The 22,960-nt window shown below is 62.5% G+C and carries 23 protein-coding genes; 11 read left to right on the plus strand and 12 right to left on the minus strand.

What is annotated here, in order from left to right; genetic code table 11:
* Positions 1–21 precede the first annotated feature (21 nt).
* The gene (locus ACR0EF_RS08285) at positions 22–768 is read left to right on the plus strand and encodes an FG-GAP repeat domain-containing protein (RefSeq protein WP_437342648.1); all 747 of its coding nucleotides are present in this window, start codon (positions 22–24) and stop codon (positions 766–768) included.
* A gap of 78 nt (positions 769–846) precedes the next feature.
* Here ACR0EF_RS08285 and purD read toward each other — a convergent pair whose 3' ends face one another.
* Positions 847–2,109, minus strand: a complete 1,263-nt coding sequence (purD, locus tag ACR0EF_RS08290; protein WP_170370733.1) for a phosphoribosylamine--glycine ligase — start codon at positions 2,107–2,109, stop codon at positions 847–849.
* 74 nt (positions 2,110–2,183) lie between these two features.
* Between purD and xseA the strand changes: the two genes are divergently transcribed.
* On the plus strand, positions 2,184–3,677 hold the full coding sequence (gene xseA / locus ACR0EF_RS08295) for an exodeoxyribonuclease VII large subunit (RefSeq protein ID WP_170370734.1): 1,494 nt from the start codon (positions 2,184–2,186) through the stop codon (positions 3,675–3,677).
* Between the two features lie 13 nt (positions 3,678–3,690).
* On the opposite strand, the gene ACR0EF_RS08300 is transcribed toward xseA, so the two are convergent.
* Positions 3,691–4,083, minus strand: a complete 393-nt coding sequence (locus ACR0EF_RS08300) for a hypothetical protein (protein WP_170370735.1) — start codon at positions 4,081–4,083, stop codon at positions 3,691–3,693.
* A 127-nt stretch (positions 4,084–4,210) separates the two neighbouring features.
* Between ACR0EF_RS08300 and ACR0EF_RS08305 the strand changes: the two genes are divergently transcribed.
* The 5 genes from ACR0EF_RS08305 to ACR0EF_RS08325 all read left to right on the plus strand — a co-directional run bounded on the left by ACR0EF_RS08305 (position 4,211) and on the right by ACR0EF_RS08325 (position 8,460).
* The gene (locus tag ACR0EF_RS08305) at positions 4,211–4,846 is read left to right on the plus strand and encodes a lysoplasmalogenase (RefSeq protein WP_170372230.1); all 636 of its coding nucleotides are present in this window, start codon (positions 4,211–4,213) and stop codon (positions 4,844–4,846) included.
* A gap of 57 nt (positions 4,847–4,903) precedes the next feature.
* Entirely contained in the window at positions 4,904–6,055 is a 1,152-nt protein-coding gene (gene ftsY / locus ACR0EF_RS08310; protein WP_170372228.1) for a signal recognition particle-docking protein FtsY, read from the plus strand.
* Positions 6,056–6,134: 79 nt separating this feature from the next.
* Positions 6,135–7,037, plus strand: coding sequence for an EamA family transporter (locus ACR0EF_RS08315; protein ID WP_093963009.1), 903 nt, complete (start codon positions 6,135–6,137; stop codon positions 7,035–7,037).
* A 17-nt stretch (positions 7,038–7,054) separates the two neighbouring features.
* Positions 7,055–7,660: an inner membrane-spanning protein YciB gene (locus tag ACR0EF_RS08320; RefSeq protein WP_170363125.1), complete on the plus strand. Its 606-nt coding sequence runs from the start codon at positions 7,055–7,057 to the stop codon at positions 7,658–7,660.
* 131 nt (positions 7,661–7,791) lie between these two features.
* Positions 7,792–8,460, plus strand: a complete 669-nt coding sequence (locus tag ACR0EF_RS08325) for a Crp/Fnr family transcriptional regulator (RefSeq protein ID WP_170337872.1) — start codon at positions 7,792–7,794, stop codon at positions 8,458–8,460.
* A gap of 241 nt (positions 8,461–8,701) precedes the next feature.
* Here the strand turns inward: ACR0EF_RS08325 and ACR0EF_RS08330 are convergent, their stop codons facing one another.
* From ACR0EF_RS08330 to rpiA, 6 genes are all read right to left on the minus strand, one after another.
* A complete protein-coding gene (locus ACR0EF_RS08330) occupies positions 8,702–10,195 on the minus strand; it encodes a Do family serine endopeptidase (protein WP_390895962.1) in 1,494 nt (497 codons plus the stop codon).
* 130 nt (positions 10,196–10,325) lie between these two features.
* Positions 10,326–10,520, minus strand: coding sequence for a DUF2065 domain-containing protein (locus ACR0EF_RS08335; protein ID WP_093962522.1), 195 nt, complete (start codon positions 10,518–10,520; stop codon positions 10,326–10,328).
* The gene (gene hflC / locus ACR0EF_RS08340) at positions 10,520–11,416 is read right to left on the minus strand and encodes a protease modulator HflC (RefSeq protein ID WP_170338336.1); all 897 of its coding nucleotides are present in this window, start codon (positions 11,414–11,416) and stop codon (positions 10,520–10,522) included. The genes ACR0EF_RS08335 and hflC overlap by 1 nt, the downstream gene beginning before the upstream one ends.
* A gap of 3 nt (positions 11,417–11,419) precedes the next feature.
* Positions 11,420–12,568 (minus strand): FtsH protease activity modulator HflK, encoded by a 1,149-nt coding sequence (gene hflK / locus ACR0EF_RS08345; protein WP_170338334.1) that lies wholly within the window; start codon positions 12,566–12,568, stop codon positions 11,420–11,422.
* Between the two features lie 72 nt (positions 12,569–12,640).
* On the minus strand, positions 12,641–13,999 hold the full coding sequence (gene gor / locus ACR0EF_RS08350) for a glutathione-disulfide reductase (protein WP_170372226.1): 1,359 nt from the start codon (positions 13,997–13,999) through the stop codon (positions 12,641–12,643).
* 119 nt (positions 14,000–14,118) lie between these two features.
* Positions 14,119–14,904 (minus strand): ribose-5-phosphate isomerase RpiA, encoded by a 786-nt coding sequence (gene rpiA, locus ACR0EF_RS08355; protein ID WP_170338330.1) that lies wholly within the window; start codon positions 14,902–14,904, stop codon positions 14,119–14,121.
* A gap of 242 nt (positions 14,905–15,146) precedes the next feature.
* On the opposite strand from rpiA, the gene ACR0EF_RS08360 reads away from it, so the two are divergent.
* The 3 genes from ACR0EF_RS08360 to ACR0EF_RS08370 are packed head-to-tail and all read left to right on the plus strand — an operon-like array spanning position 15,147 to position 17,922.
* On the plus strand, positions 15,147–16,520 hold the full coding sequence (locus tag ACR0EF_RS08360; protein ID WP_170370739.1) for an L-serine ammonia-lyase: 1,374 nt from the start codon (positions 15,147–15,149) through the stop codon (positions 16,518–16,520).
* A 25-nt stretch (positions 16,521–16,545) separates the two neighbouring features.
* Positions 16,546–16,962, plus strand: a complete 417-nt coding sequence (locus ACR0EF_RS08365; protein WP_170370740.1) for a GFA family protein — start codon at positions 16,546–16,548, stop codon at positions 16,960–16,962.
* 45 nt (positions 16,963–17,007) lie between these two features.
* Entirely contained in the window at positions 17,008–17,922 is a 915-nt protein-coding gene (locus tag ACR0EF_RS08370) for a DMT family transporter (RefSeq protein WP_170372224.1), read from the plus strand.
* On the opposite strand, the gene ACR0EF_RS08375 is transcribed toward ACR0EF_RS08370, so the two are convergent.
* Positions 17,867–18,574, minus strand: coding sequence for a thiamine diphosphokinase (locus ACR0EF_RS08375; RefSeq protein ID WP_170372222.1), 708 nt, complete (start codon positions 18,572–18,574; stop codon positions 17,867–17,869). The genes ACR0EF_RS08370 and ACR0EF_RS08375 overlap by 56 nt on opposite strands.
* 124 nt (positions 18,575–18,698) lie before the next feature.
* Here ACR0EF_RS08375 and ACR0EF_RS08380 point away from each other — a divergent pair, with 124 nt between their 5' ends.
* Entirely contained in the window at positions 18,699–20,435 is a 1,737-nt protein-coding gene (locus ACR0EF_RS08380) for a hypothetical protein (protein WP_170372220.1), read from the plus strand.
* A gap of 69 nt (positions 20,436–20,504) precedes the next feature.
* On the opposite strand, the gene ACR0EF_RS08385 is transcribed toward ACR0EF_RS08380, so the two are convergent.
* From ACR0EF_RS08385 to ACR0EF_RS08395, 3 genes are all read right to left on the minus strand, one after another.
* On the minus strand, positions 20,505–21,218 hold the full coding sequence (locus ACR0EF_RS08385) for a porin family protein (RefSeq protein WP_170366491.1): 714 nt from the start codon (positions 21,216–21,218) through the stop codon (positions 20,505–20,507).
* 86 nt (positions 21,219–21,304) lie between these two features.
* Positions 21,305–21,547, minus strand: a complete 243-nt coding sequence (locus ACR0EF_RS08390; RefSeq protein WP_093962533.1) for a DUF2842 domain-containing protein — start codon at positions 21,545–21,547, stop codon at positions 21,305–21,307.
* Entirely contained in the window at positions 21,547–22,842 is a 1,296-nt protein-coding gene (locus tag ACR0EF_RS08395) for an adenylosuccinate synthase (RefSeq protein ID WP_170372218.1), read from the minus strand. The genes ACR0EF_RS08390 and ACR0EF_RS08395 overlap by 1 nt, the downstream gene beginning before the upstream one ends.
* Between the last annotated feature and the right edge of the window lie 118 nt (positions 22,843–22,960).

Consider the following 22,960-nt stretch of genomic DNA (forward strand, 5'->3'; position numbering starts at 1 on the left):
ATGCCCCGCTCGTCCGGCGGCATGCGCTGCGGCTTCAAAGCGCCGCGTCCGGCGGTGCGCTTTTGGCCATGCCGGGTGCGCGGCGCGCTGATGGCTGCATGCCTGTGGCTGGCGGGTCCTGCCTTGGCCGCCGAAACCATAGCGACCGCCCGCTACACGGATCCGACCACCCGCTATCCCCACGGCGTCTTGGGTGACCAGATCGAATGGGGTTCGATTGAACTCACGCTTTCAAATGGCAAGCGCCGCAGCTTCGCGCTGCCCGATCATCTGGTGTTCGAAGATCTCGCGCCCCGCGTGTTCGACGTCACGGGCGACGGTCTTCCAGAAGTCATCGCGGTGGAGAGTGACGCACGACAGGGCGCGCGCCTTGCCATCTACGGCCCGCAGGGCCGCATGACGGCGACACCGCATATCGGCACCCGTTTCCGTTGGCTTGCCCCGGTCGGAGCCGCCGACCTCGACGGCGACGGACATGTCGAAATCGCCTATGTCGATCGCCCCCACTTGGCAAAAATCCTGCGCATCTGGCGCTTTGCCGACGGCCAACTGACGGAAATCGCCGCGCTCCCCGGCCTGACCAACCACCGGATCGGAGAGGATTTCATTTCAGGCGGGCTTCGCTCCTGCGACGGCCAGCCTGAGTTGATCGTCGCCAGCGCCGATTGGCGCCGGATCATTGCCGTCCGCTACGATGGCGGCTGGCAAACCCAGGATCTTGGCCCGTTGAAAAACCGACAAGCCCTTATGAGCGCGCTGAACTGCTGATCCGGGGTTCATCTGGCCAAGAAATCCCGAGGTGAGGCCGTCGGCCGAGGCCCCCCGTTCCCTGCAGGCCGTCAAACGTCAAAGCGCCCGCCAACCGATATCGCGGCGATAGAAGCCGCCCGGCCAATCGATGGCCTCGACCATCGCATAGGCGTTGTCCCGCGCCTCCTGCAGTGTTGCTCCGCGCGCCGTCACGTTCAGAACCCGGCCCCCTGAGGCCACAATCTGCCCGTCCTGCGCTTTGGTGCCTGCGTGAAAAACCATTTGGCTGCTGTCCTCGGGCAAGTCATCCAGTCCGTTGATCACGCTGCCTTTTTCATATGCCCCGGGATAACCCTGTGCGGCCATCACCACGGTCAAGGCGTGATCGTCGGCCCAGTTGACCCGCGCCTCGTCCAGCCGCCCTTCGGCCGCCGCATGCATCAGGTCCAGCGCCTGCGCCCCCAGACGCATCATCAGCACCTGACATTCCGGGTCGCCAAAGCGCACGTTGTATTCCACCAGCCGCGGTTGCCCATCCTTAATCATCAGCCCGGCATACAGCACCCCCTGAAACGGCGTGCCACGCCGGGCCATCTCGGCCATCGTCGGGCGCACGATCTCATCCATCGCCCGCTCCTCAATCTCAGGACTTAGTACCGGGGCCGGAGAATAGGCGCCCATGCCGCCGGTGTTCAGGCCGGTATCGCCCTCGCCCACGCGCTTGTGGTCCTGCGCGGTGCCGACCGACAGGATGTTCTCGCCGTCACACAGCACGAACAGCGAGGCTTCTTCACCGTCCATGAACTCCTCGATCACCACCTCGGCCCCGGCCCCGCCGAAGGCGCCGCCGAACATGTCGTCCACGGCCTCCAGCGCGGTCGCCTCGTCCATCGCCACGATCACGCCCTTGCCTGCGGCCAGGCCATCGGCCTTGACCACGATCGGCGCGCCCTGCTGGCGGATATAGGCCTTGGCCGGCTCGGCCTCGGTGAACCGGGCATAGGCGGCGGTGGGCGCACCGGCCGCATCGCAGATCTCCTTGGTAAAGCTTTTCGAGGCCTCCAGCCGCGCGGCCTCGGCCGAGGGGCCGAACACCAGAATCCCCGCCTCGCGCAGCCGGTCGGCCACTCCGGCGGCCAAGGGCGCCTCGGGGCCAACGATCACGAAATCAATCGCGTTTTCCTCGGCAAAGCTGACCACCGCACCGCCATTCTCGATATCCAGCGCCGCACAATCGGCGATCTGCGCGATCCCGGCATTGCCCGGCGCCACGATCAGGCGGTCGCATTTGGGGTTCTGCATCACCGCCCAGGCCAGGCTGTGTTCGCGCCCGCCGCTGCCGAGAATGAGGATGTTCATGAAAGTCTCCGATCTGCTTGGCCTTGCCTGCGCGGCGTTCTAAGCTGCGCGGGCAATCGAAACAAGGCGCTGAAATGTCCGACCTGCTTGACGATCCGATTCCCGGCCAGAATACCCCCGAATACACCGTGTCCGAGATCTCGGGCGAGGTGAAACGCACGCTGGAAGGCACATTTGGCCGAATCCGCGTGCGGGGCGAGGTCGGGCGCGTGTTCAAGGCGCGCTCGGGGCACTTGTACTATGACATCAAAGACGACCGGAACGTGCTGGCCTGCACCACCTGGAAAGGCCAGATCGCGGGCCTGTCGGTGGTGCCGGAAGAGGGGCTCGAAGTCGTCGTCACGGGCCGCCTCACCGCATTTGGCGCGCAGTCGAAATACAACCTGAACGTCGACGAGGTGGCCGTAGCCGGGCAAGGCGCGCTGATGGCGCTGCTGGAAAAACGCAAGAAACAGCTCGAATCCGAAGGGCTGTTCGCGCCCGAGCGCAAGAAACCCCTGCCCTTCCTGCCGCAGATCATCGGCGTCGTCACCTCGCCCTCGGGCGCGGTGATCCGCGACATCCTGCATCGCCTGCGTGACCGTTTCCCGCGCAAGGTGCTGATCTGGCCCGTGGCCGTGCAGGGCGCCAATTGCGCGTCCGAGGTCGCCAACGCGATCCAGGGCCTCAACCGCCTGACACCCGGCGGCGCGCTGCCCCGCCCCGACCTGATCATCGTCGCCCGCGGTGGTGGCTCGATCGAAGATCTGTGGGGCTTCAACGAGGAAATCGTGGCCCGCGCGGCCGCCGCGTCCGAGATCCCGCTGATCTCGGCCGTGGGGCACGAAACAGACACAACCCTGATCGACTATGTCTCGGACCGCCGCGCGCCCACCCCCACCGCCGCCGCCGAACTGGCTGTGCCCGTGCGCATGGAACTGCTGGCCTGGACCGGCGAACAGGGCGCGCGTCTGTCCCGCGCGGCCACCGACGCGGTACAACGCCGAGCCCAACGCCTGCGCGATCTGTCGCGCGCCCTGCCGCGCCCCGAGACCTTGCTGGACGGGCCGCGCCAGCGACTGGACCTGATTGCCGATCGTCTGGCCCCGGCCTTGCAACGCGGTGTGCAGAACCGCCGCCTGCAGGTGGTGGAACTGTCGGGGCACCTGCGCCCGTCAACGTTGCGCAACCTCGTGGCCGCGCGGCGCGACACGCTGCGCAACCTGTCCTCGCGCCTGTCGATCCGCCCGATCCAACGCGACATCCAGCAGCAGCGCGACCGAGTCAACCAACTGGCCCAGCGCATGACGGCCGCGCAGACCCTGCGGGTGGACCGGCTCCGCCAGCAACTGGATGCGACTGACCGGTTGCGCGAGACGCTCAGCTACAAAGCCACGCTTCAACGCGGCTACGCCGTGGTGCATTCCGAAAGCGGCGTGGTCACCACAAAGGCGCAAGCCAGCAAGCACGCTGCACTGACCATCGAGTTTGCCGATGGAAAATTGAAGACCGCACCGCTGTCCGGGACGACCCCGACCGCCAAGAAACCGTCCAAGCCACCAGCCCCGGATCAAGGATCGTTGTTCTGACGAAGGCCCACGTTCAGACGCCGACCTCGGGCCCGTAACAGATCATATCTTCGTCGACGTCGGCTGCTTCGTACAGTTCGGTGGCTTCGGGGTTGCCCTCGAACTGCGCGATTAATCCCTGGGACGAGCGGGTAAAGACCCAGCATTGCGGGTCGGGGCGGTCTTCGTAAACAAAGCAAATCTGGCCGTTCTGTTCATACCAGATGCCCTCCTTGCAATCGCCATCCAGAAACGACCAGACCACGCGCCGGTTGGGCAGATACCGTTCGACGCCATAGGTCGTTCCACCAAAGCCGTAGAACAGGGTTTTGCCGCGTGTATAGGCATCGAATTCTGCCCCTGACAAAGTCTGCGCGACGACCGGCTGGGCCAGCAAAGATCCGAGAATCAACGAACGTATCCACATCGTTTCATTCTGGCAGATGCCACGGCCGCGCGCCAATCTTGGAACGCCCTGCCCCAACGTTATGGGTTGAGCGTAAACTCAGTTCGCGGCGACACTGAATTGCATCGGAGCCATCGGAAGGCAGGACATGACGATACTCGTACTCGCAGCGCTGGCCTGTGCCCTGGCCTACCTGGCCCTGACGGCCCGTCCGGCCAGCCTGCTACGCACGGCGCTGAAAACCGCAAGCGTCGCCCTGTTGGCGGTCGAGGCCGCGGTGCAGTCCGGCCCTCTGCTTCTGATCCTGGCGCTGTCTCTCTGCGCCTTGGGCGACGCCCTTCTGTCGCGTGAGACCGACGGCACCTTCATGGCCGGCATCGGGGCATTCGCCGCCGGGCATCTGGTATACATCGCCCTGTTCCTGACCCATCCGACAAGCGACACCGCCCTGATCCTGGACAAACCCGGATACGCCTGGTCGTTGGTCATTCTGGGGATCGTGATGGCCACGCTGCTGGCCCAGCGGGCCGGTGATCTGCGCGGACCGGTCCTGGCCTATATCCCGATCATTCTGGGCATGGGCATCACCGTTCTGGCCCTGCCCGAGGCCGGAGCGCTGCGATGGGCGCTGCCGGCCGCGATGGCCTTCATCGCCTCGGACCTGATCCTGGCAACCGAAAGGTTCCTGCTGCCGTCCGGCCACCCGGCCCTGCGGCTGACCCCCTATCTGGTCTGGCCGCTCTACTGGGGCGCGCAGTTCGGCTTTTTCCTGGCCTTCACCTGACCCTTTGCAACTGCCGCCATTCCGCATTAGGTGAAGGGAACACCTGCGGAGACCAAGATGGCGTTTTTTACCAAGCTCAAGGACCGGCTGTTCAAATCCTCGTCCCGCCTCGAACAGGGGCTTGACGCAATCGTCGAGGACGGCGGCGAAGAAACCGCCGCCCCCGACCCGGTGATCCCCCAGCCTGAGCCCGAGCCGCAACCCGTCCCGGAAATCCCCGAACCCGCACCCACACCGCAACCGGTCGAGACACCGTCGCCCGAGCCGGCCGACCCAACGCCCGCCCCGCCGCCGCCGGAACTGCCGGAACAGGCGCAGTCCAAGGGCCTGATCGGGCGTCTCTTCGGTCGCGGCGATGCCGGGCCGGTGGTGCGCCGCACGCTCGACGACGACATGCTCGAACAGCTCGAGGAACTGCTGATCGCCTCGGACATGGGTGTCGACACCGCCCTGCGCGTCACCGCCAACATGGCCGAGGGGCGCTATGGCCGCAAACTCTCGACCCAGGAAATCAAGCAACTGCTGGCGCAGGAAATCGCCCGCGTAATGGAGCCGGTCGCCAAACCGATGCCCCTCTACCCCAAGCGCCCGCAAGTGGTGCTGGTGGTGGGCGTCAACGGCTCTGGCAAGACGACGACCATCGGCAAGCTTGCCAGCCAGTTCAAGGCAGCAGGCAAAAAGGTCGTCATCGCAGCGGGCGACACCTTCCGCGCAGCCGCCGTGGAACAGCTGCAGGTCTGGGGCGACCGCGCCGGAGTTCCAGTCCTGACCGCGCCCGAAGGCTCCGACCCCGCCTCGCTGGCTTTCGACGCCCTGACCAAGGCGCAAGCCGAAGGCGCCGACCTGCTGATGATCGACACCGCCGGCCGCCTTCAGAACCGCGCCGATTTGATGGAGGAGCTGGCCAAGATCGTCCGCGTCATTCGCAAGATCGACGAAACCGCGCCCCACAACACCCTGCTGGTGCTCGACGCCACCACCGGCCAGAACGCGCTCAGCCAGGTGGAAACCTTCCGCAAGCTGGCCGATGTCTCAGGCCTGGTGATGACCAAGCTCGACGGCACCGCCAAGGGCGGCGTACTGGTGGCGCTGGCCGACAAGTTCGGTCTGCCGATCCACGCCATCGGCGTCGGCGAACAGATCGACGATCTGGCCCCCTTCGACCCCGAGGAATTCGCCGCCGCCCTGACCGGGCTCGACAGCAACTGACCTTCATCTGGCCCTAAATATCCTCGGGGGTCTGGGGGTGGAAAACCCCCAGCCTCTCCACCAGCGAAAGACCCTCAGCGTGAGCGACTGGCTGATCTCCCTCGAAGGCACCGAGGCCGGACACAGGCTGGCCCTTGGCCTCGCCCTGATGGCGGCCTTCCTGCACGCGGTGTTCGGCGCGCTGCAGAAGGGTCGGCACGACCCCTGGCTGTCGCGAGGGGCGATTGACGCCTGTTATTGCCTGATGGCTGCGCCCTTTGCGTTCTTCGTCGTGCCCTGGCCCGAACCCTTCATGTGGCCGATATTCGCCGTCGTCTGGCTGATCCATGTCGCCTACAAGACACTGCAGGCGATGGCCTATACCAAAGGGTCCTACACCGTGGTTTACCCGGTGGTGCGTGGCACCGGCCCGCTGTTCACGGTCATAGGCGCCTATCTTCTGTTCAATGAAACCTTCTCGCCGACCCAATGGCTGGGCGTCGCCGTGCTGTTGACGGGCATCTTCGGGTTGGCCGCCTACAATTTCCGCTTCCTGGAAACCAACCGCGAGACTTTGGGCATCGCATTGGCCCTTGCGGTTGCAACCGGCCTCTTCGTGGCGCTCTACACCACCTATGACGCCTACGGCATCCGCGCCACGGCCGATCCGTTCACCTTTCTGGCCTGGTTCTTCATGATCGACGGGGCCACAATGCCGATCTACGCGTTCCTGCGCTGGCGGGCGATGGTTCACCGCCCGGCAATCGGGCCTTTGATGCTGCGGGGGCTTGCAGGCGGGCTGATCGCCCCCATGTCTTTCGGAGCGATCATGCTGGCCACCCGGCTGGACAAGGTCGGCGAAGCCGCGGTGCTGCGCGAAACCTCGACCGTCTTTGCCGCGCTGATCGGCTGGCTGGCCCTGAAAGAGACCGTGGGGCCTCGGCGCATTATCCTGATGGCATTGATTGCATTGGGCGCGGTAATAGTTGAAATGGGCGGGTGAACAGCAGGACGACAGGCATGGCAGACAAGAAAGAGATCAATCCGTTTTTGAAACAGGTGCTGGAATTGGGACCACCGCTGGCCTTCTTCTTCATCTACCTGCGCCTGCGCGACGACAGCTTTCTGATCGGCGGCACCGAATATTCCGGCTTCATCGTGGCCACCATCATCTTCGTTCCGCTGATGCTGGGGGCGATGGGCATCCTGTGGTATCTGACCGGCAAGCTCAGCCGGATGCAGATCTTCACCGCCATCATGGTCATCTTCTTCGGTGGCCTGACCGCCTGGTTCAACGACGAGCGGTTCTTCAAGATGAAGACCACGCTGGTCTACGGGTTCTTCTCGCTGATGCTGGGCATCGGCCTGCTGCAAGGCAAATCCTACCTCGCCTATGTGCTAGACGAGATGCTGCCCATGCGCCACGAGGGCTGGATGATCCTGACCCGCCGCCTGTGCGCCTGTTTCGCCGTGCTGGCGGTGGCCAATGAACTGGTTTGGCGCACCCTGTCCACCGATCTTTGGGTCAAGATCGAAACCTTTGGCTTTCCGATCGCTTTGATGGGGTTCCTGATGCTGCAATTCAGCATCCTGCAAAGCTATATGGACGATCCGGACAAGCAGTAACGCGTCCCTGATACGGGCCGGCGGACCTTGGGGAAACCTTCGGAAAACCGGATAAAATCCTTGGCTTAGCTTCAAAGCTGTGGAAAGCTGGGAAACCACCCACACCACTCATCCGGAGAACCGTGTCTTCCATGACCGCCTTTCCGAACAGCGGGTTCCTGTCCGAAGCTTCAGACCGGCTTCGTGATATGCTCTCTGCGCTAGCCACTTCTGTCTCGCTGGACCGCGGCGAGGTCTTGTTCGAACAAGGCGACGAGGGGGACGCCCTCTACGCTTTGCTGGAAGGCGCTTTGGAGGTGTCCTTCCTGGCCATGAGCGGGCGCAAGTTGGCGCTCAGCCTGATGCGCCCGGGCGAGGTTTTCGGCGAAATCGCACTCTTTGACAGCGGCCCGCGCACCGCCACAATCACCGCAGCCGAGCCGTCGCGTGTACTGCGCGTGCGCCGCAAGGATCTGATGGAACAAATCCGCAAGCACCCCGAACTGGCCGAGGACATGATCCGGCTGGCCGGACTGCGCATGCGCTGGATGGGGGCGCAGTTGAACGAGCAGGTATTCCTGCCGATGCCTGTGCGACTTGCGCGAAAGCTTCTGCTTCTGGCCAACCAGCAGGACGCGCCGTCCGAACGCATCGCCCTGTCGCAGAGCGAGCTAGCGGAATTCGTCGGCGCGACGCGCGAGGCGGTATCCAAGACGATCTCGACGTGGAAACGCTCGAACGTGGTCGAGGCTTCACGCGGTGGGCTGCAGATCCACGACTTTGACGCCCTGCGCCAACTCGCCGAATCCGATCTGATCTGACCTGCTGCCCGGAAAATGACCCGGATGTGATCCGCTTCACATACAACGGGATTCGCTTCAATTAGGTAATGAATTGTTACCGTAGGGTGCCAGAGTATCATCCCCGATATCTGTCCACTGGCATCTCCCTGCACCAGAGCCACGCGCCTCCCCGGCGTGTGGCTCTTTTGATTCATGCAGCCAAAACGAAAATCGGCCGGAGCATCTGCCCCGGCCGATCATGTTGACCAAACTGGCTGCCCTACTCTTCGAGGCTCAGCGCGACGAAGCGCGGATCGCCACCGCGGCGCACCAGCAGCAGCAGCGACTTGCGCCCTGCCTCCCGAGCCTCGTCCATCCGATCCTCGAGATCGGAGATCGACGACACTTTCTGCTGACCAGCCTCGGTGATCAGGTCGCCTGCCCGCAGGCCCTTGGCGTAGGCTTCGGAGGCCTCATCCACATCCGTCACAACCAGACCATCTGCGTCCGCGTCCAGACCCAGATCTTCGCGCAACGTGTCGGTCAGCGGCGAAATCGTCAGGCCAAGGATGTCTGCATTCTCGTCCAGCGGCGCCTCTTCCGCACCATCATCATCGCCGGTTTCCGCACGCTCGGCATCCTCGCGACGCCCAAGAGTGACAAGCACGGTCTGAGTGCTGCCGTCCCGCTGAACAACCACGCGCACGGACTTGCCGACCGGTGTCTCACCGACCTGCCGCACCAATCCGCGCGTGTCCTTCACCTCGACACCATCAAAGCTGAGAATCACATCCCCTGCGAGCAGACCCGCTTCTTTGGCAGGGCCGTCCGGCACATCGCTGATCAGCGCGCCGCCCGGCTTGTCCAGGCCCATCGCCTCGGCCATATCCTCGGTCACGTCCTGAATGCGGACACCCAGCCAGCCGCGGCGGGTTTCGCCGAATTCCCGCAACTGATCGACAACCTTGGACACCACGTTCGACGCCATCGAAAACCCGATACCGATCGACCCGCCATTCGGCGACAAGATCGCGGTGTTCACACCGATTACCTGACCGTCCATGTTGAACAGAGGACCGCCTGAGTTGCCCCGGTTGATGGCCGCATCCGTCTGGATATAGTCGTCATAGGAACCGCTGAGCTCGCGATTGCGCGCCGACACGATCCCGGCAGATACCGAGAACCCCTGGCCCAGCGGGTTGCCCATGGCAACCACCCAGTCCCCTACAAGCGCTGTGTCGCTGTCGCCGAAAGTGACGTATTTCAGCGGACCCGACGCCTCGACCTTGAGCAACGCAATGTCCGTTTTCTCATCCGTTCCGATAACCTTGGCCGGCAGCTCCTTTACGGGCTGACCATCGCCGGGGAAGAACTCGATCAGAATTTCATCCGCCTCTGCGATGACGTGATTGTTGGTGACGATGTAGCCATCCTCGGAAATCACGAACCCCGATCCCAAGGCATTGCTGCGGCGCGGGCGATTGTCCTGGTCGCCATTGCGGTCCTGGAACTCGCGGAAAAAGTCCTCGAACGGGGAACCCTCGGGAACGATCCCCTGCGCGCCCGACTGCCCCTCGATCAGGGTCGTCGTGGTGATGTTGACCACGGCCGGGCTGATCCGGTTGACCAGCGGCGCCAGGCTTTCCTGACGGGCCTGTGCAGCCAACGTCTGCAGCAACAAAAGGGAAACCGCGGCAAAAGCCAGCCACAAAAGCCGCGCCATCGTCACCACATCGTCCCGGCGGACGGATACACTGCGTGCTACTGCCTGCACTTGGTCTCTCCTTGTCGACATTGTTCTGTTGGTGGCTGCCTGAGCAGCTTGCTGGGAAACAATGTAGTCAGTTTGTGACCGCCCGCAACTCGGGAAGTTGAGGAATTCACTGCCAGTTTACTCCAACCGATCAAAACCCCAGCCGATTGGCCGTCCACAACAGGACGAAGCCACTGACCACACACAGAAGTCCGACCAGTCTGCGGGCCGGTTCGGGGATGCTGCGCAACGCCTCAAGCATCCGCTCGACAAGCGAAGGGGCCAGCGCATAGGCCAGCCCCTCGACAATCAACACCAGCCCGAAGGCCAGCAGGATCATACCCATTATTGGGAGGCCGGCGCGGCGGGCGCCGAACGGCCTTGCGGAGATCCGAGGTAGTTGAAGAACTCGGAATCCGGGCTGAGCACCAGCGAGCTGTTGCCGCCTTTCAGAGCGTTCTCATAGGCCGAAAGCGAGCGGTAGAACTCGAAGAACTCCGGGTCCTTGCCATAGGCTTCGGCAAAGATCGCGTTCCGTTCGGCATCAGCCTCACCGCGAACGATCTCCGCCTCACGGCGGGCCTCGGAGACCAGTTCGACCACGGTCCGGTCAGCCTGGGCACGGATCCGCTGTGCAGCTTCTTCACCGCGCGCCACTTCGTCGGCCGCCTCGCGTTCCCGCTCGGCGCGCATCCGGGCAAAGGTCGCTTCGAGGTTGGCCTGCGGCAGGTCGGTACGTTTCAGGCGAACGTCGATCACCTCAAGGCCCAGATCGCGGGCCTCGGCGATCGCGCCGTTGCGAATGCGCAGCATCAGCGCCGCCCGGTCCGAGCTGAGAATGTCATTCGAGCTTACCGAACCCAGAACCTCGCGGGTTTTGGCGCGCAGGATCGAATCCAGACGCTGCTCCGCTGTGTCGATGCCACCGGCACCCACGGCCTCACGGAACTGCCGCACATCGGTGATCCGATAGCGCGCGAAGGCGTCGACCACCAGGCGGCGGTCATCCAGCGGCGTGACTTCCAGCGGCCCGACCTCGCGGCTTAGAATACGGTCATCGTAGCGCACGACCTCCTGAATGACCGGAATCTTGAAGGCCAGGCCCGGGTCTTCCTTGACGTCGATCACGCGACCGAATTGCAGAACCAGCGCTTTTTCACGCTCGTCCACGATGAAGATCGCTGAGAGGGCGATCACAATAACCACGAAAATGGCAGGTAGGAGAAAGGTTGATTTACGCATGTCTTAGTTCCCCTCACCCGAGTTGCGGCGCAGTTCGTTCAGCGGCAGATAAGGCACGACGCCCTGCCCCTGGCCTGTTGCGCTGTCATCCAAGATGATCTTGTCCACGTCGCCCAGAACCTGCTCCATCCGTTCAAGGTACAGACGTTTGCGGGTCACATCCGGAGCTTTCGAGTATTCTTCGAGAACCGCGCCAAACCGGCTGGCCTCACCCTGAGCTTCGTTCACGACCTGTGCCCGATAGCCTTCGGCCTCTTCCAGCACCTGCGCGGCTTCACCACGCGCGCCGGCCAAAACCCGGTTCGCATAGGCATCGGCCTGCTTCTCCAGCCGGTCGCGTTCCTGTCCAGCCGACTGAACCTCGCGGAAGGCATCCTTTACCGGTTCCGGTGGGTCGGCGCCGTCAAAGTTCACACGGACGATGTTGATACCCGAGTTGTAGCTGTCCAGAGTCGACTGGATCAGTTCCTCAAGCCGTTCGGCGATGATAGCACGGTCGCGGTTCAGGATCGGCGCGAGGTCCGACTGCGCGATGATCTCGCGCATGGCCGACTCAGACACGGCCTGGATAGTTTGTTTCGGGTCGCGCAGGTTGAACAGGTAGTCCGCAGGATTCGAGATATTCCAGACCACCTGGAAATCGATATCGACGATATTTTCGTCGCCCGTCAGCATCAGACCGGCGTCCGAACCGCGACCGCCAGATCCGATGGTTTCGGTCTGTTCGACCTTCACCGGGATGACTTCGGCCGTGACAACAGGCCACGGGGCAAAGTTCAGACCTTCGGTGCCGATTCCGGTAAAGCGACCGAACAGCAGCTCAACCGACTGCTCTTCGGGCTTGACCGTATAGGCGCTGGCAAAGCCCCACAGAACCAAGGCGGCAACCCCGCCCAACAGGATGGTGCCTTTGGTGATCGCCGGGCCGCCACCGCCGCCCTGGCCGGATCCGTTGCCACCTCGGCCACCGCCGCCGCGCCCGCCCATCAGCACGCGCAGCTGCTCCTGGCCTTTTTTCATCAACTCGTCGATCTCGGGGATCTGCGGCCCGTCGCCTTCGGGCGGGCGTCGCCCGTCCCCATTGTTTCCCCGGTTTCCTCCGCCACCGGATGAGCCTCCGCCCCCCCAGGGGCCTCCGCTGTTGCCCGCCATGTGTTTCATTTCCCTTGTTTTGGCCCGTGTTCTTACGGGATCACTTGTAACCTGTGTGCGCGCGGTTGCAAATCAAGCGGTACGCACGGGTTGCCGCATGGTTACCAGTTCTTCGGCCATCACCGGATGAACCGCAACCGTGCGATCGAAATCTTCCTTTGTCGCGCCCATTTTGACCGCGATGCCCGCCAACTGGATCATTTCGCCCGCGCCGGGGGCGACAATGTGACAGCCCAGCACCTTGCGGGTGGCCTGGCTGACGATCAGCTTCATCAACACCCGTTGCGTGCCGCCCGCGAACGCCTTCTGCATCGGCTTGAACGAGGTCGCGTAAACCTCGATCGGCTCCTGCTCGGCGGCCTGCTCCTCGCTCAGGCCCACGGTTCCCATCTCGGGCTGGGTGAAGATCGCGGTCGGGATCAGCTCATGATCCACTGGGGTGGGATTGCCCTTGAATACGGTTTCGACAAAGGCCATGCCCTCGCGGATGGCGACCGGCGTCAGGTTCACCCGGTCGGTCACGTCCCCGATGGCATAGATCGAAGGCACCGCCGTCTGGCTGTATTCATCCACGATGATCTGCCCCTTGCGGCCACGTTCGACGCCCAGCGCCTCAAGGCCCAGATCATCCGCGTTTGGCGCCCGGCCCGTGGCATACATCACCACGTCGAACAACTGTTCAGACCCGTTGGTCGCCTTGACCCAGATCTTGTCGCCCTGCTTTTTCATCTCGAGCACATTGGTGCCCAGATGCACGTCGACCCCGTTTTGGCACATCTCTTCACAGATCAGCCCGCGCGCCTCGTCGTCGAAACCCCGCAGGATTTGCGCGCCGCGATAAAATTGCGTGGTCTTGACGCCCATGCCGTTCATGATCCCGGCGAATTCACAGGCGATATAGCCGCCGCCGACGATCAGCATGGTCTCGGGCAGCTTCTCAAGGTGGAAGATTTCATTCGAGGTGATGGCCAGATCTGAACCGGGGAATTCCGGCACCACCGGTCGCCCGCCGGTGGCGATCAGGATGTGCTTGGCCGTCTTGCGAGTGCCGTCGGCCAGTTCAACCGTATGCGGGTCGACCAGTTTCGCGCGCTGGTCAAAGGTTTCGACACCGTTGTTCTTGAGGATATTGCGATAGATGCCTTCCAGCCGGTCGAGTTCGGCATGCAGCTTGCCGCGGAACTGCGGCCAGTCGAAAGCGCCTGGCTGAATATCCCAACCATAGGCACGAGCGTCCTCGACCATTCCCGCGTATTCGCTGGCAAACACCATCAGCTTTTTGGGAACGCAGCCACGGATCACGCAGGTTCCGCCATAGCGGTCCTCTTCGGCCAGCGCGACCTTCGCGCCGTTTTCGCCCGCCGCCACACGCGCCGCGCGGACACCGCCCGAGCCGCCTCCAATGACGAAAAGATCATAGTCAAAGCTCATGCCGCGTTCCTTTTGTCAGCCTGCCTGAAATTGCCCTGAGTATTTGGGGGCGTGAATGATCGTGCCAACCCCTTGGCCTGGAAATCGCACACCGCTGTGAAGCCGGGTGCGCGGTTGGCTCAGTCGGCCAGGTCCGAAAACAGGTTGTCGTGTTCGTCGCCCAACCGATCCAGCTCGATCGTACCGCTGTTGAAATCGCGCAGCTCGACCCGGCCGTCGCCGTGGCCGATCACGACCTTGTCGCAGATGTCGATGAACAGCCCGTTTTCGACCACACCCGGTATCTGGTTCAGCACCAAAGCCAGTTGCCTCGGGTTGCCGATGCGTTGCAGGTGCAGGTCGAGTATGTGATTGCCCTCATCCGTCACGGTCGGCGCCTCGCTGTTCATCCGCAGGGTCGCCGAAGTACCCAGCACGTCCATCGTGTCCAGCAACTCCTCAATCAGCGTGCGCGTGGTCTGCCAGCCAAAGGGAATGACCTCGACCGGCAGCGGGAACGCGCCCAGCGCCTCGACCTCTTTCCCTGCATCGGCGATCACGATCATCTGGTCGCTGGCCGTTGCCGCGATCTTTTCCTGCAGCAACGCCGCGCCGCCGCCCTTGATCAGGTTCAGCTCGCCGTCGAATTCGTCGGCGCCATCGATCGTCACGTCCAGCCAACCCGCCTGATCCAGCGAAACAACCTCGATCCCGACCTCGCGCGCAAGCTGTGCCGTAGCCGTCGACGTTGGAACGCCTTTGATCCGCAGACCTTCGTCCCGAACCCGCTCTCCCAGACGACGCACCAACCATGCCGCGGTCGATCCGGTACCCAGACCCACGCGCATCCCGTCTTCGACCATCTCGGCCGCGCGATAGGCGGCGACGCTCTTGGCCCGGTCGATGGGTGACAACTCTGCTGTCATTGCGGCTTCCCCTCAGTTCTTTGGGGAACTTATACGGAAAGCCCTGCCCGACTGCGAGGCCCAAAATCCGCGGGACCGGCGCAATAATCGATACACGAATACGCGTTTCCCATCGGAAACGTCGCAATCAAATCTTCAGTGGTCGGCTCGGTTGTGTAAATAAAGCGCATACAGTTTCCCAGCGGTTCGGGCAGTTCAAAACGACCCGGCCGCCAACTCGCCACAAGGCTCAGCGACCAGACATGTTTCTATCCGTCTTCGATATGTTCAAAGTGGGCGTTGGCCCATCCTCGTCCCACACGATGGGGCCGATGGTGGCGGCCGCGCGGTTCCTCGATCTGATGCGCGCATCGCCATTCGAATTCGCTGGCTTGCGCGCGTCTCTGCATGGATCTTTGGCCTTCACCGGCGTCGGCCACGCCACGGACCGCGCCACGATCCTGGGGCTGGCTGGGTTTGTCCCCGACAGCTATGACCACGATCATGCCGAAGCAGCACTGGCTGCAATTGCCGTAACCGGCACTGTCACACCCGAGGGTCTGCCGACCCTGCGGTTCGACCCAAAGGCCGATCTGATCTTCGACTACGACAATACCCTACCCGGCCATGCCAACGGTATGATCCTGATGGCCACCGACGCGCAGGGCGACGTGATCTTGCGGCAGGTTTATTACTCGGTCGGCGGCGGCTTTGTCCTGACCGAAGAGGAACTGGCCGAAGGCAAGGACACCAATGACGGCCCGCCGGTGCCCTTCCCGTTCAAGACCGCCGCCGAAATGCTGGAAATGGCGCGCAGCAGCGGCAAGACGGTCGCCGAGATGAAACGCGCCAACGAGATCGCGCGCGGCTGCGCCGACAGTTTCGCGAAGGGCACCGCTCGATTGTGGGAGGTGATGAACGCCTGTATCGAGCGCGGGCTGAGCACCGACGGCATCCTGCCCGGCGGCCTCAAGGTGCGGCGCCGGGCCAAGGCGATCCACGATGCCCTGATGGCCGAGCGCGGCATGAACCTGAACGCGCCGCACACGATCAACGACTGGATGAGCGTCTATGCGATGGCGGTGAATGAGGAAAACGCCGCCGGCGGTCAGGTCGTCACCGCCCCCACCAACGGGGCGGCGGGCGTGCTGCCGGCGGTGCTGCGCTATTACCTCGACCACGTTCCAGGCGCGTCAGAAAGCCATATCGAGGATTTCCTGCTGACCGCCGCCGCCATCGGCGGTCTGGTGAAGTACAACGCGTCGATCTCGGGTGCCGAGGCTGGCTGTCAGGCCGAGGTCGGCAGCGCTGCCGCAATGGCCGCGGCGGGTCTTTGCGCAGTGATGGGCGGCACACCGGAACAAGTGGAAAACGCCGCCGAGATCGCGCTGGAGCATCACTTGGGCATGACCTGCGACCCGGTCGCCGGGCTGGTGCAGGTTCCCTGCATCGAGCGCAACGGGCTGGGCGCGATCAAGGCGGTTTCGGCGGCGTCGCTGGCCCTGCGCGGAGACGGGCAGCATTTCGTGCCGCTGGACGCGGTGATCGAGACTATGCGCCAGACCGGCCATGACATGCACGAAAAGTACAAGGAAACCTCGCTGGGCGGACTGGCCGTCAACGTGCCAAACTGCTGAGGGAACAAACAGGGAGGGCAGCTCAATGCGTGGACATTGCCTGTGCGGCAGAATTGGGTTCGAGGTCGACCCTCCGGTCCTGTCTTGTGTTTCCTGCCATTGTAACAGCTGCCGCCGCCAGTGTGCCGCGCCGATGGCCACATATTTTGGGGTCCGCGACGGTAAGTGGCGTTGGACCGGAGAGGAACCGAAGCGGTTCAACTCTTCCCCCGGTGTCGAGCGAAGCTTTTGCCCGCATTGCGGAACGCCGATCTCGTTCCGATCCACTACGATGTCCGACGTTTTGCACCTTTATGTAGCGACACTGGAGAACCCCGAAGCCCTGCGGCCAACGCTGCATGTCGCCTATGAAGAGAAACTGACGTGGCTCGAACTGGGCGACGGGCTGCCCACTTGCTTCGGTCCGGACTACACAAAGGTGCAGCCCTTGCCCGAGGGCTGACGACGGGCCTTTCCCATTCTTCGGGAAACGTCTAGCGTCGCGGCCATGACACAGGATCGTCCCGTCTTCGGCATCGTTTTGATGCTTGGTTTCTGCGTGCTTGCACCGCTGGGCGATGCCTTGGCCAAGCTGTTGGGAGAAACCACTCCGCTTGGCGTTCTTGTGCTGGTGCGTTTTGCGGTTCAGGCGGCCATCCTGATCCCGCTGGTGGCGCTGACGGGTCGGACCTGGCGGATGCGCGGGCGCGTGCTGCGGCTGACCGTGCTGCGCACTCTGCTGCACATTGTCGGAATAGCCGCGATGTTCAGTGCGCTGCAGTATCTGCCTTTGGCCGATGCCGTCGCCATCGCCTTTGTCATGCCGTTCATCATGCTACTGTTGGGCAAGTATGTGCTGGGTGAAGAAGTCGGGCATCGTCGTCTGATCGCCTGCATTGTCGGCTTTGCTGGCACGTTGCTGGTCATCCAGCCCAGCTTTGCCGAGGTTGGTGCTCCGGCCCTTTTGCCGCTGATCGTGGCTGTCGTCTTTGCCCTGTTCATGCTGGTGACCCGGCAGATTGCCAAAGAAACCGATCCGATTGCCCTGCAGGCCGTGTCCGGGCTGCTGGCCACCGCGGTCCTGGCTCCAGTGCTTGCGATCGGGGCCCTGACAGGTCTTCCGGATCTGGCACTGACCCTGCCGCAAGACAACGCTCATTGGTTGCTGTTGGCCATCGGTGTTCTCGGAACCGTGGCACATCTGCTGATGACATGGGCGCTGCGGTTCGCGCCTTCAGCAACGCTGGCGCCGATGCAGTATCTGGAAATACCGGTGGCGACGTTGATCGGCTGGCTCATCTTTCACGACCTGCCAAACGGCCTGGCGGCCCTCGGGATCGCCATCACGATCGCGGCCGGGCTTTATGTCATCCTGCGCGAGCGGGCCAGCGCCCGGTCTGCGCCGACGCAAACGCCCGCATGACAGCATCAAGAGCGTCGCGCGGCACCATGACCAGCAACCCGGGTCCGTCGACCTCGAGGGTAACCTGAGCCAGCGCACGGTTCGATGTTCCGGCTCGCCCGTCCGGCTCAAGCACCAGACCGTCGATCGGCCACTCCAACCCCGAACTGCGTCCGGTTACACGCTGAAATGGAAACAATGACACTGTGTCGCCCGGCGTGAGAGACAGTGATACGCTGGGCGGGGCGTGAAAGACCACTTCGCGTGCGCCCAGCAGGACGCACGGCCTGTCTTGGTGGCAAACCAGCGTATTGAGCACCGCCAGTTGGTGGTCCAGCCGACCTCCGAGAAACCCAACGCCCAAGACCAGCGGCGCGCGGATATTGCGTAAGGCCTTGTCGAAATCAGTGCTGTCCTGTTCCCGGATCGGAAACAAACGGTCCTCTGGTATCCGTGCAAGATAGGCGCGTTCCAACGAATCGAAGTCGCCTATTACCGCATCCGGAACGCGCCCCGATTCGATCAACGCGGCGGCCCCGCCATCCGCAGCAACAGCGCCGTTGACGCGATTCAGCGCCAGATTCAGGTCATCGGGGCCGATTTCCCCTCCTCCGAACAGGGCAATTGGTCTTTTGGAATGAACAATTTCGCCGTTTTTTCCAAGATTGACCATTTTTCCCGCTTTTGGACACATTGAGACCACAAAATGATAGGTTCTTTAGAACAGGTTCGAGCTGACAGACGCGCCCAGCGTCGCGCGGGTTGGCTCTGTGTAGTTTGTAGAGGACGTGCGTCTGATGGTACAGAACAACAAGGTATTGACCGTTTCCTACGGAACCTTCTCATGCACTTTGGAAGGCTTTGACGATTCCTTTGAGACGATGAAGGCGATTGCCGAATACTTCCGCGATCTTGCTGCGGATGACAGGTATTTCGGCTCCGAGCCTCCGCAACCAGACGCAGAAATGTTGACCCGTATCGCTCAGCGTGACGCTTCGCGCCGTGTGGAAGCCAAGCAGAACGACACCGGACTGCTGCTGCGCGCCACGGATGAAGCCCATGATGCGGCCCCGCAACAACCCGCACCCGCAGCCAGCACACCGGCGCCCACCAGCCCTGACCTGAGCGTGGTCGACACAGCACCGGCGGCTGGTGCTGCCGCATTCTTTGCCGATGCCGAGCCAGTCGAATCCGCAGCCCCCCAAGGCGCCGACAGCATCGCCGCCAAGCTGCAGCGCATCCGCGCGGTCGTCTCGCATAATGACCAGACGCCCCCCGCCTACAGCGAAGACGAAGACAGCGGTTTTCTAGCCTCGCCCGAGCCCCAGATTGACGCCATCTCGGCCGCATTCGAAGCCGGAGCGCTCAGCCCCGAAGATCTGGATGCAACTGAAGAGGTGATGCAGGAAGATGCTCCGGTAGAAGCCACACAACAGCCCACGGACCCGTTTGTCGACCTGGCCGAGGAAGAACCTCAGGCCGCGGTCGAATTCGAAGCGGAAGAAGAATTCTCGGCAGCATCGGAAGTCGAAGCGGAGGCTGATGAAGGCGCCGAGGATGCTCCGGAAGTTGAAGCTGATCTGGAAGAGGCTGAGGAAGCCGCGGCGGAAGAAACGTCCGAAGACGACCAGGCCGCCAGTGATGAAGAAGCCTCGTCCGAGATTCTCTTTGCTGATCTTGAAGAGGACACCGACTCGGAGCCCGAGGCTGACGACATCCTCAACATTCTGGGTGATCAGCCCGAAGATGCCGATGAGGAAGTCTCTGAACTCGCGGAAGACGGCGTCCTGACTGCCGAAGACGAAGAGAGCATCCTGGGTGAGATCTCGGAAATCGAAGCGGAAATGGATGCGCGCTCGAAACGCGACGCAAGCAAGCCTCAGGACATGGACTCGGACGTGTTGCGCCTGATGGAGAAGGCCGACGCCCAAATGGACGACCCGGCCACTTCGGACAAGCGGGAAACTTATTCCCACCTGCGCACAGCTGTGGCAGCGACCGAAGCTGAAGGCGGCAAGGCCCGCGATGCGGATGAGGACGAAAACCAGAAATATCGTGGAGACCTGGCCTCGGTTGTCAGCCCCCGTCGTCCCGAAATCCATGTCACCAGCATGCGCCCCGAGTCGGATACGGCCGCGCCGCTCAAGCTGGTTGCCGAGCAGCGCATCGATACGCAGGACGCGGACGCCGGTCCGGTCACCCCACGCCGCGTGACCGCAGCACAAGACGACGACGCATCCGAAGAAGGCGGCTTTGCCCATTTCGCTCAGGAGCAGGGCGCACAATCCCTGCCCGACCTGCTGGAGGCGGCGGCGGCCTACCTGTCTTTCATCGAAGGTCAGGAGCAGTTCTCGCGTCCACAGCTGATGAACAAGGTGCGGTCACTCAAGCAGGATGAGTTCAACCGCGAAGAAAGCTTGCGTTCGTTCGGCCAGCTTCTGCGCGATGGAAAGATCGAAAAAGCCGGCGGAGGGCGCTTTGCCGCCTCGAACCAGATCGGCTTCCGCCCCGACGACAAGCGCGCCGCGGGCTGACAAGACCCCCCAACTGCCCAAGACAGGCCGGAGATCCTCTCCGGCCTTTTTTGCATTTTGCGTAAAAGCTCAGAACTTGAACGCCAACGCGACGTACGGGCCGGTCAGTATAAGATCGACAACGTTGCGGCCGTCCTCAAAATCAACGCTCAGATGACGGTAGCCGGCTGCAACATCGATGGTCTCGGTCCAGCTCCAATTGGCTTGAACGAGGGCTTCCCACTGGAATTTCGACCCATAGCCAAAACCACCGATGTTGCCCATGGCCGCAAGTTTCCAACGCTCATTCAGCGCGCGAGAGTATCGTGCCCCAATGATTGGATCCGTCCAGCTTTGGTCAGTGCTTGCCGTGAAACCGGCCACGGTTGTCGAGAGATCAAGATCCCAATGGCGCAGCCCGCCCAGCACCTCAATTCGGGACTGGCTGTCCTCTGCCACCGCGTAGCTGCCCGCGAGCGAGGTCATGATCCCGTCCAGCTCCCAGCTCGCGGCGTTGCTGAATGGTCCGATGGAAACGGTGTCACCCAGATTCAGATAGTTGAACTCGCCTCCGATCGTCCAACGCCCTTTCCGGGCCTCGCCCGCGATCAGGAAAGCACTGTTTAGAATGTCGAAGATGGATTTGCTGCCATCAACCGGAGGGTTCGGCCCAATGTCCAGAGAGGTTCTGAAATCCGGCCCCCAGAGGTAAGGGGCAATGACGAATTCCCAATCATCAGCCCAGACGGCACCCGAACTCAGGGTTGAGAGGCTGGTCAATGTGACCAAAACAGCATTTTTCATCAAGGATCCACCTGCCGAGTTGTGCTTTTCGAAACTGTTTTTCGGACAAGCCTGTCACGTCGGCAGGTTTCTTACAACGGTCTGGTCTATTGCTGATCTTGATCCGGGTCTTCTTTGCCAACGCCACGAAATACAAATTTGAATGGCAGTGCCCACAGAACACCCAAAACCACATAGACCAGTAGTTCGACCAGGATTGATGGTCGGTCCAGCCAGTTCACGATGGTGACCACCGCCACAATGTACAGCGGCAGCCCCACCAGCAACAAAACCAGCGACCACCGTCTGCGGGCCTTGTAGCTGAGGCCGGGTTTGTCCGCGCCTGCCATCAGTCGGCAAACGGGTCGGTCACCAGGATGGTGTCGTCCCGCTCCGGGCTGGTGGACAGCAGCGCCACCGGGCATTCGATCAGTTCTTCCACCCGGCGGACATATTTGATGGCGTTTGCCGGCAAGTCTGCCCAGCTGCGCGCGCCTTCGGTGGACTCGCTCCAGCCCGGCATTTCTTCATAGATCGGTGTGCACCGCGCCTGCTGATCCGCAGCCGTCGGCAAATAGTCCAAACGCTTGCCGTCCAGTTCGTAAGCGACACAGATTTTCAGTGTCTCGAACCCGTCCAGAACATCGAGCTTGGTCAGAGAGATTCCGTTGACGCCACTTGTGGCGCAGGTTTGTCGCACGAGGCAGGCGTCAAACCAGCCGCAGCGCCGCTTGCGGCCTGTCGTGGTGCCGAATTCATGTCCGCGCTCTCCCAGTCGCTGCCCGTCGGCGTCGTGCAGTTCGGTCGGGAACGGTCCTTCGCCAACACGGGTAGTGTAGGCCTTCACGATACCCAGAACGAAGTCGATCGACCCCGGACCAATCCCCACGCCCGTCGCCGCTTGCCCTGCAATCACGTTCGACGAGGTCACAAACGGATACGTACCGAAATCGATATCCAGCAGTGCACCCTGAGCGCCTTCGAACAGGATGCGCTTGCCCGCTTTGCGCTTTTCATTCAGCACTTTCCAGACGGGGGCCGCAAAAGGCAGGATCTGCGGCGCGATTTCCTTCAATTGGGCGATCAGCGCGTCACGATCCACGGCGTCGATACCCAAACCCTTGCGCAGCGGGTCGTGGTGTTGCAACGCCCTATCGACCCGAGCCTCGAGAGTCGCCTCATCCGCAAGATCGGCCACACGCACCGAGCGGCGACCAACCTTGTCTTCATAGGCCGGGCCGATCCCGCGTCCAGTCGTGCCAATCTTGGTGCCCTTGCTCGCTGCTTCCTCGCGCGCGCGGTCCAGCTCGCCGTGGATCGGCAGGATCAAGGGTGTGTTTTCCGCAATCATCAGCGTTTCAGGTGTGATCTCGACGCCTTGCGCGCGGATCGTTTCGATCTCTTTCAGCAGATGCCAGGGATCCAGGACAACCCCGTTGCCGATGACGCTCAGCTTGCCACCACGCACCACACCAGACGGCAGTGCATGCAGCTTGTAGACCTCACCATCGACGACCAGCGTATGCCCGGCGTTGTGTCCGCCCTGAAAACGCGCGATCACGTCTGCCCGCTCGCTGAGCCAGTCGACGATCTTGCCTTTTCCTTCGTCACCCCATTGGGCGCCGACAACAACCACATTGGCCATATCCGGTCCTTTTTGCGCTGAATTACCAAACCCGGCCCATATAGCGGGGCGCAGGCAACAGGGAAACCGGTAATTCGCCGCAGCCACCAATCGCGCCGACGCGCAATGCTCTTGTCGG

Source organism: Ruegeria sp. CG8 (genome assembly GCF_056537165.1).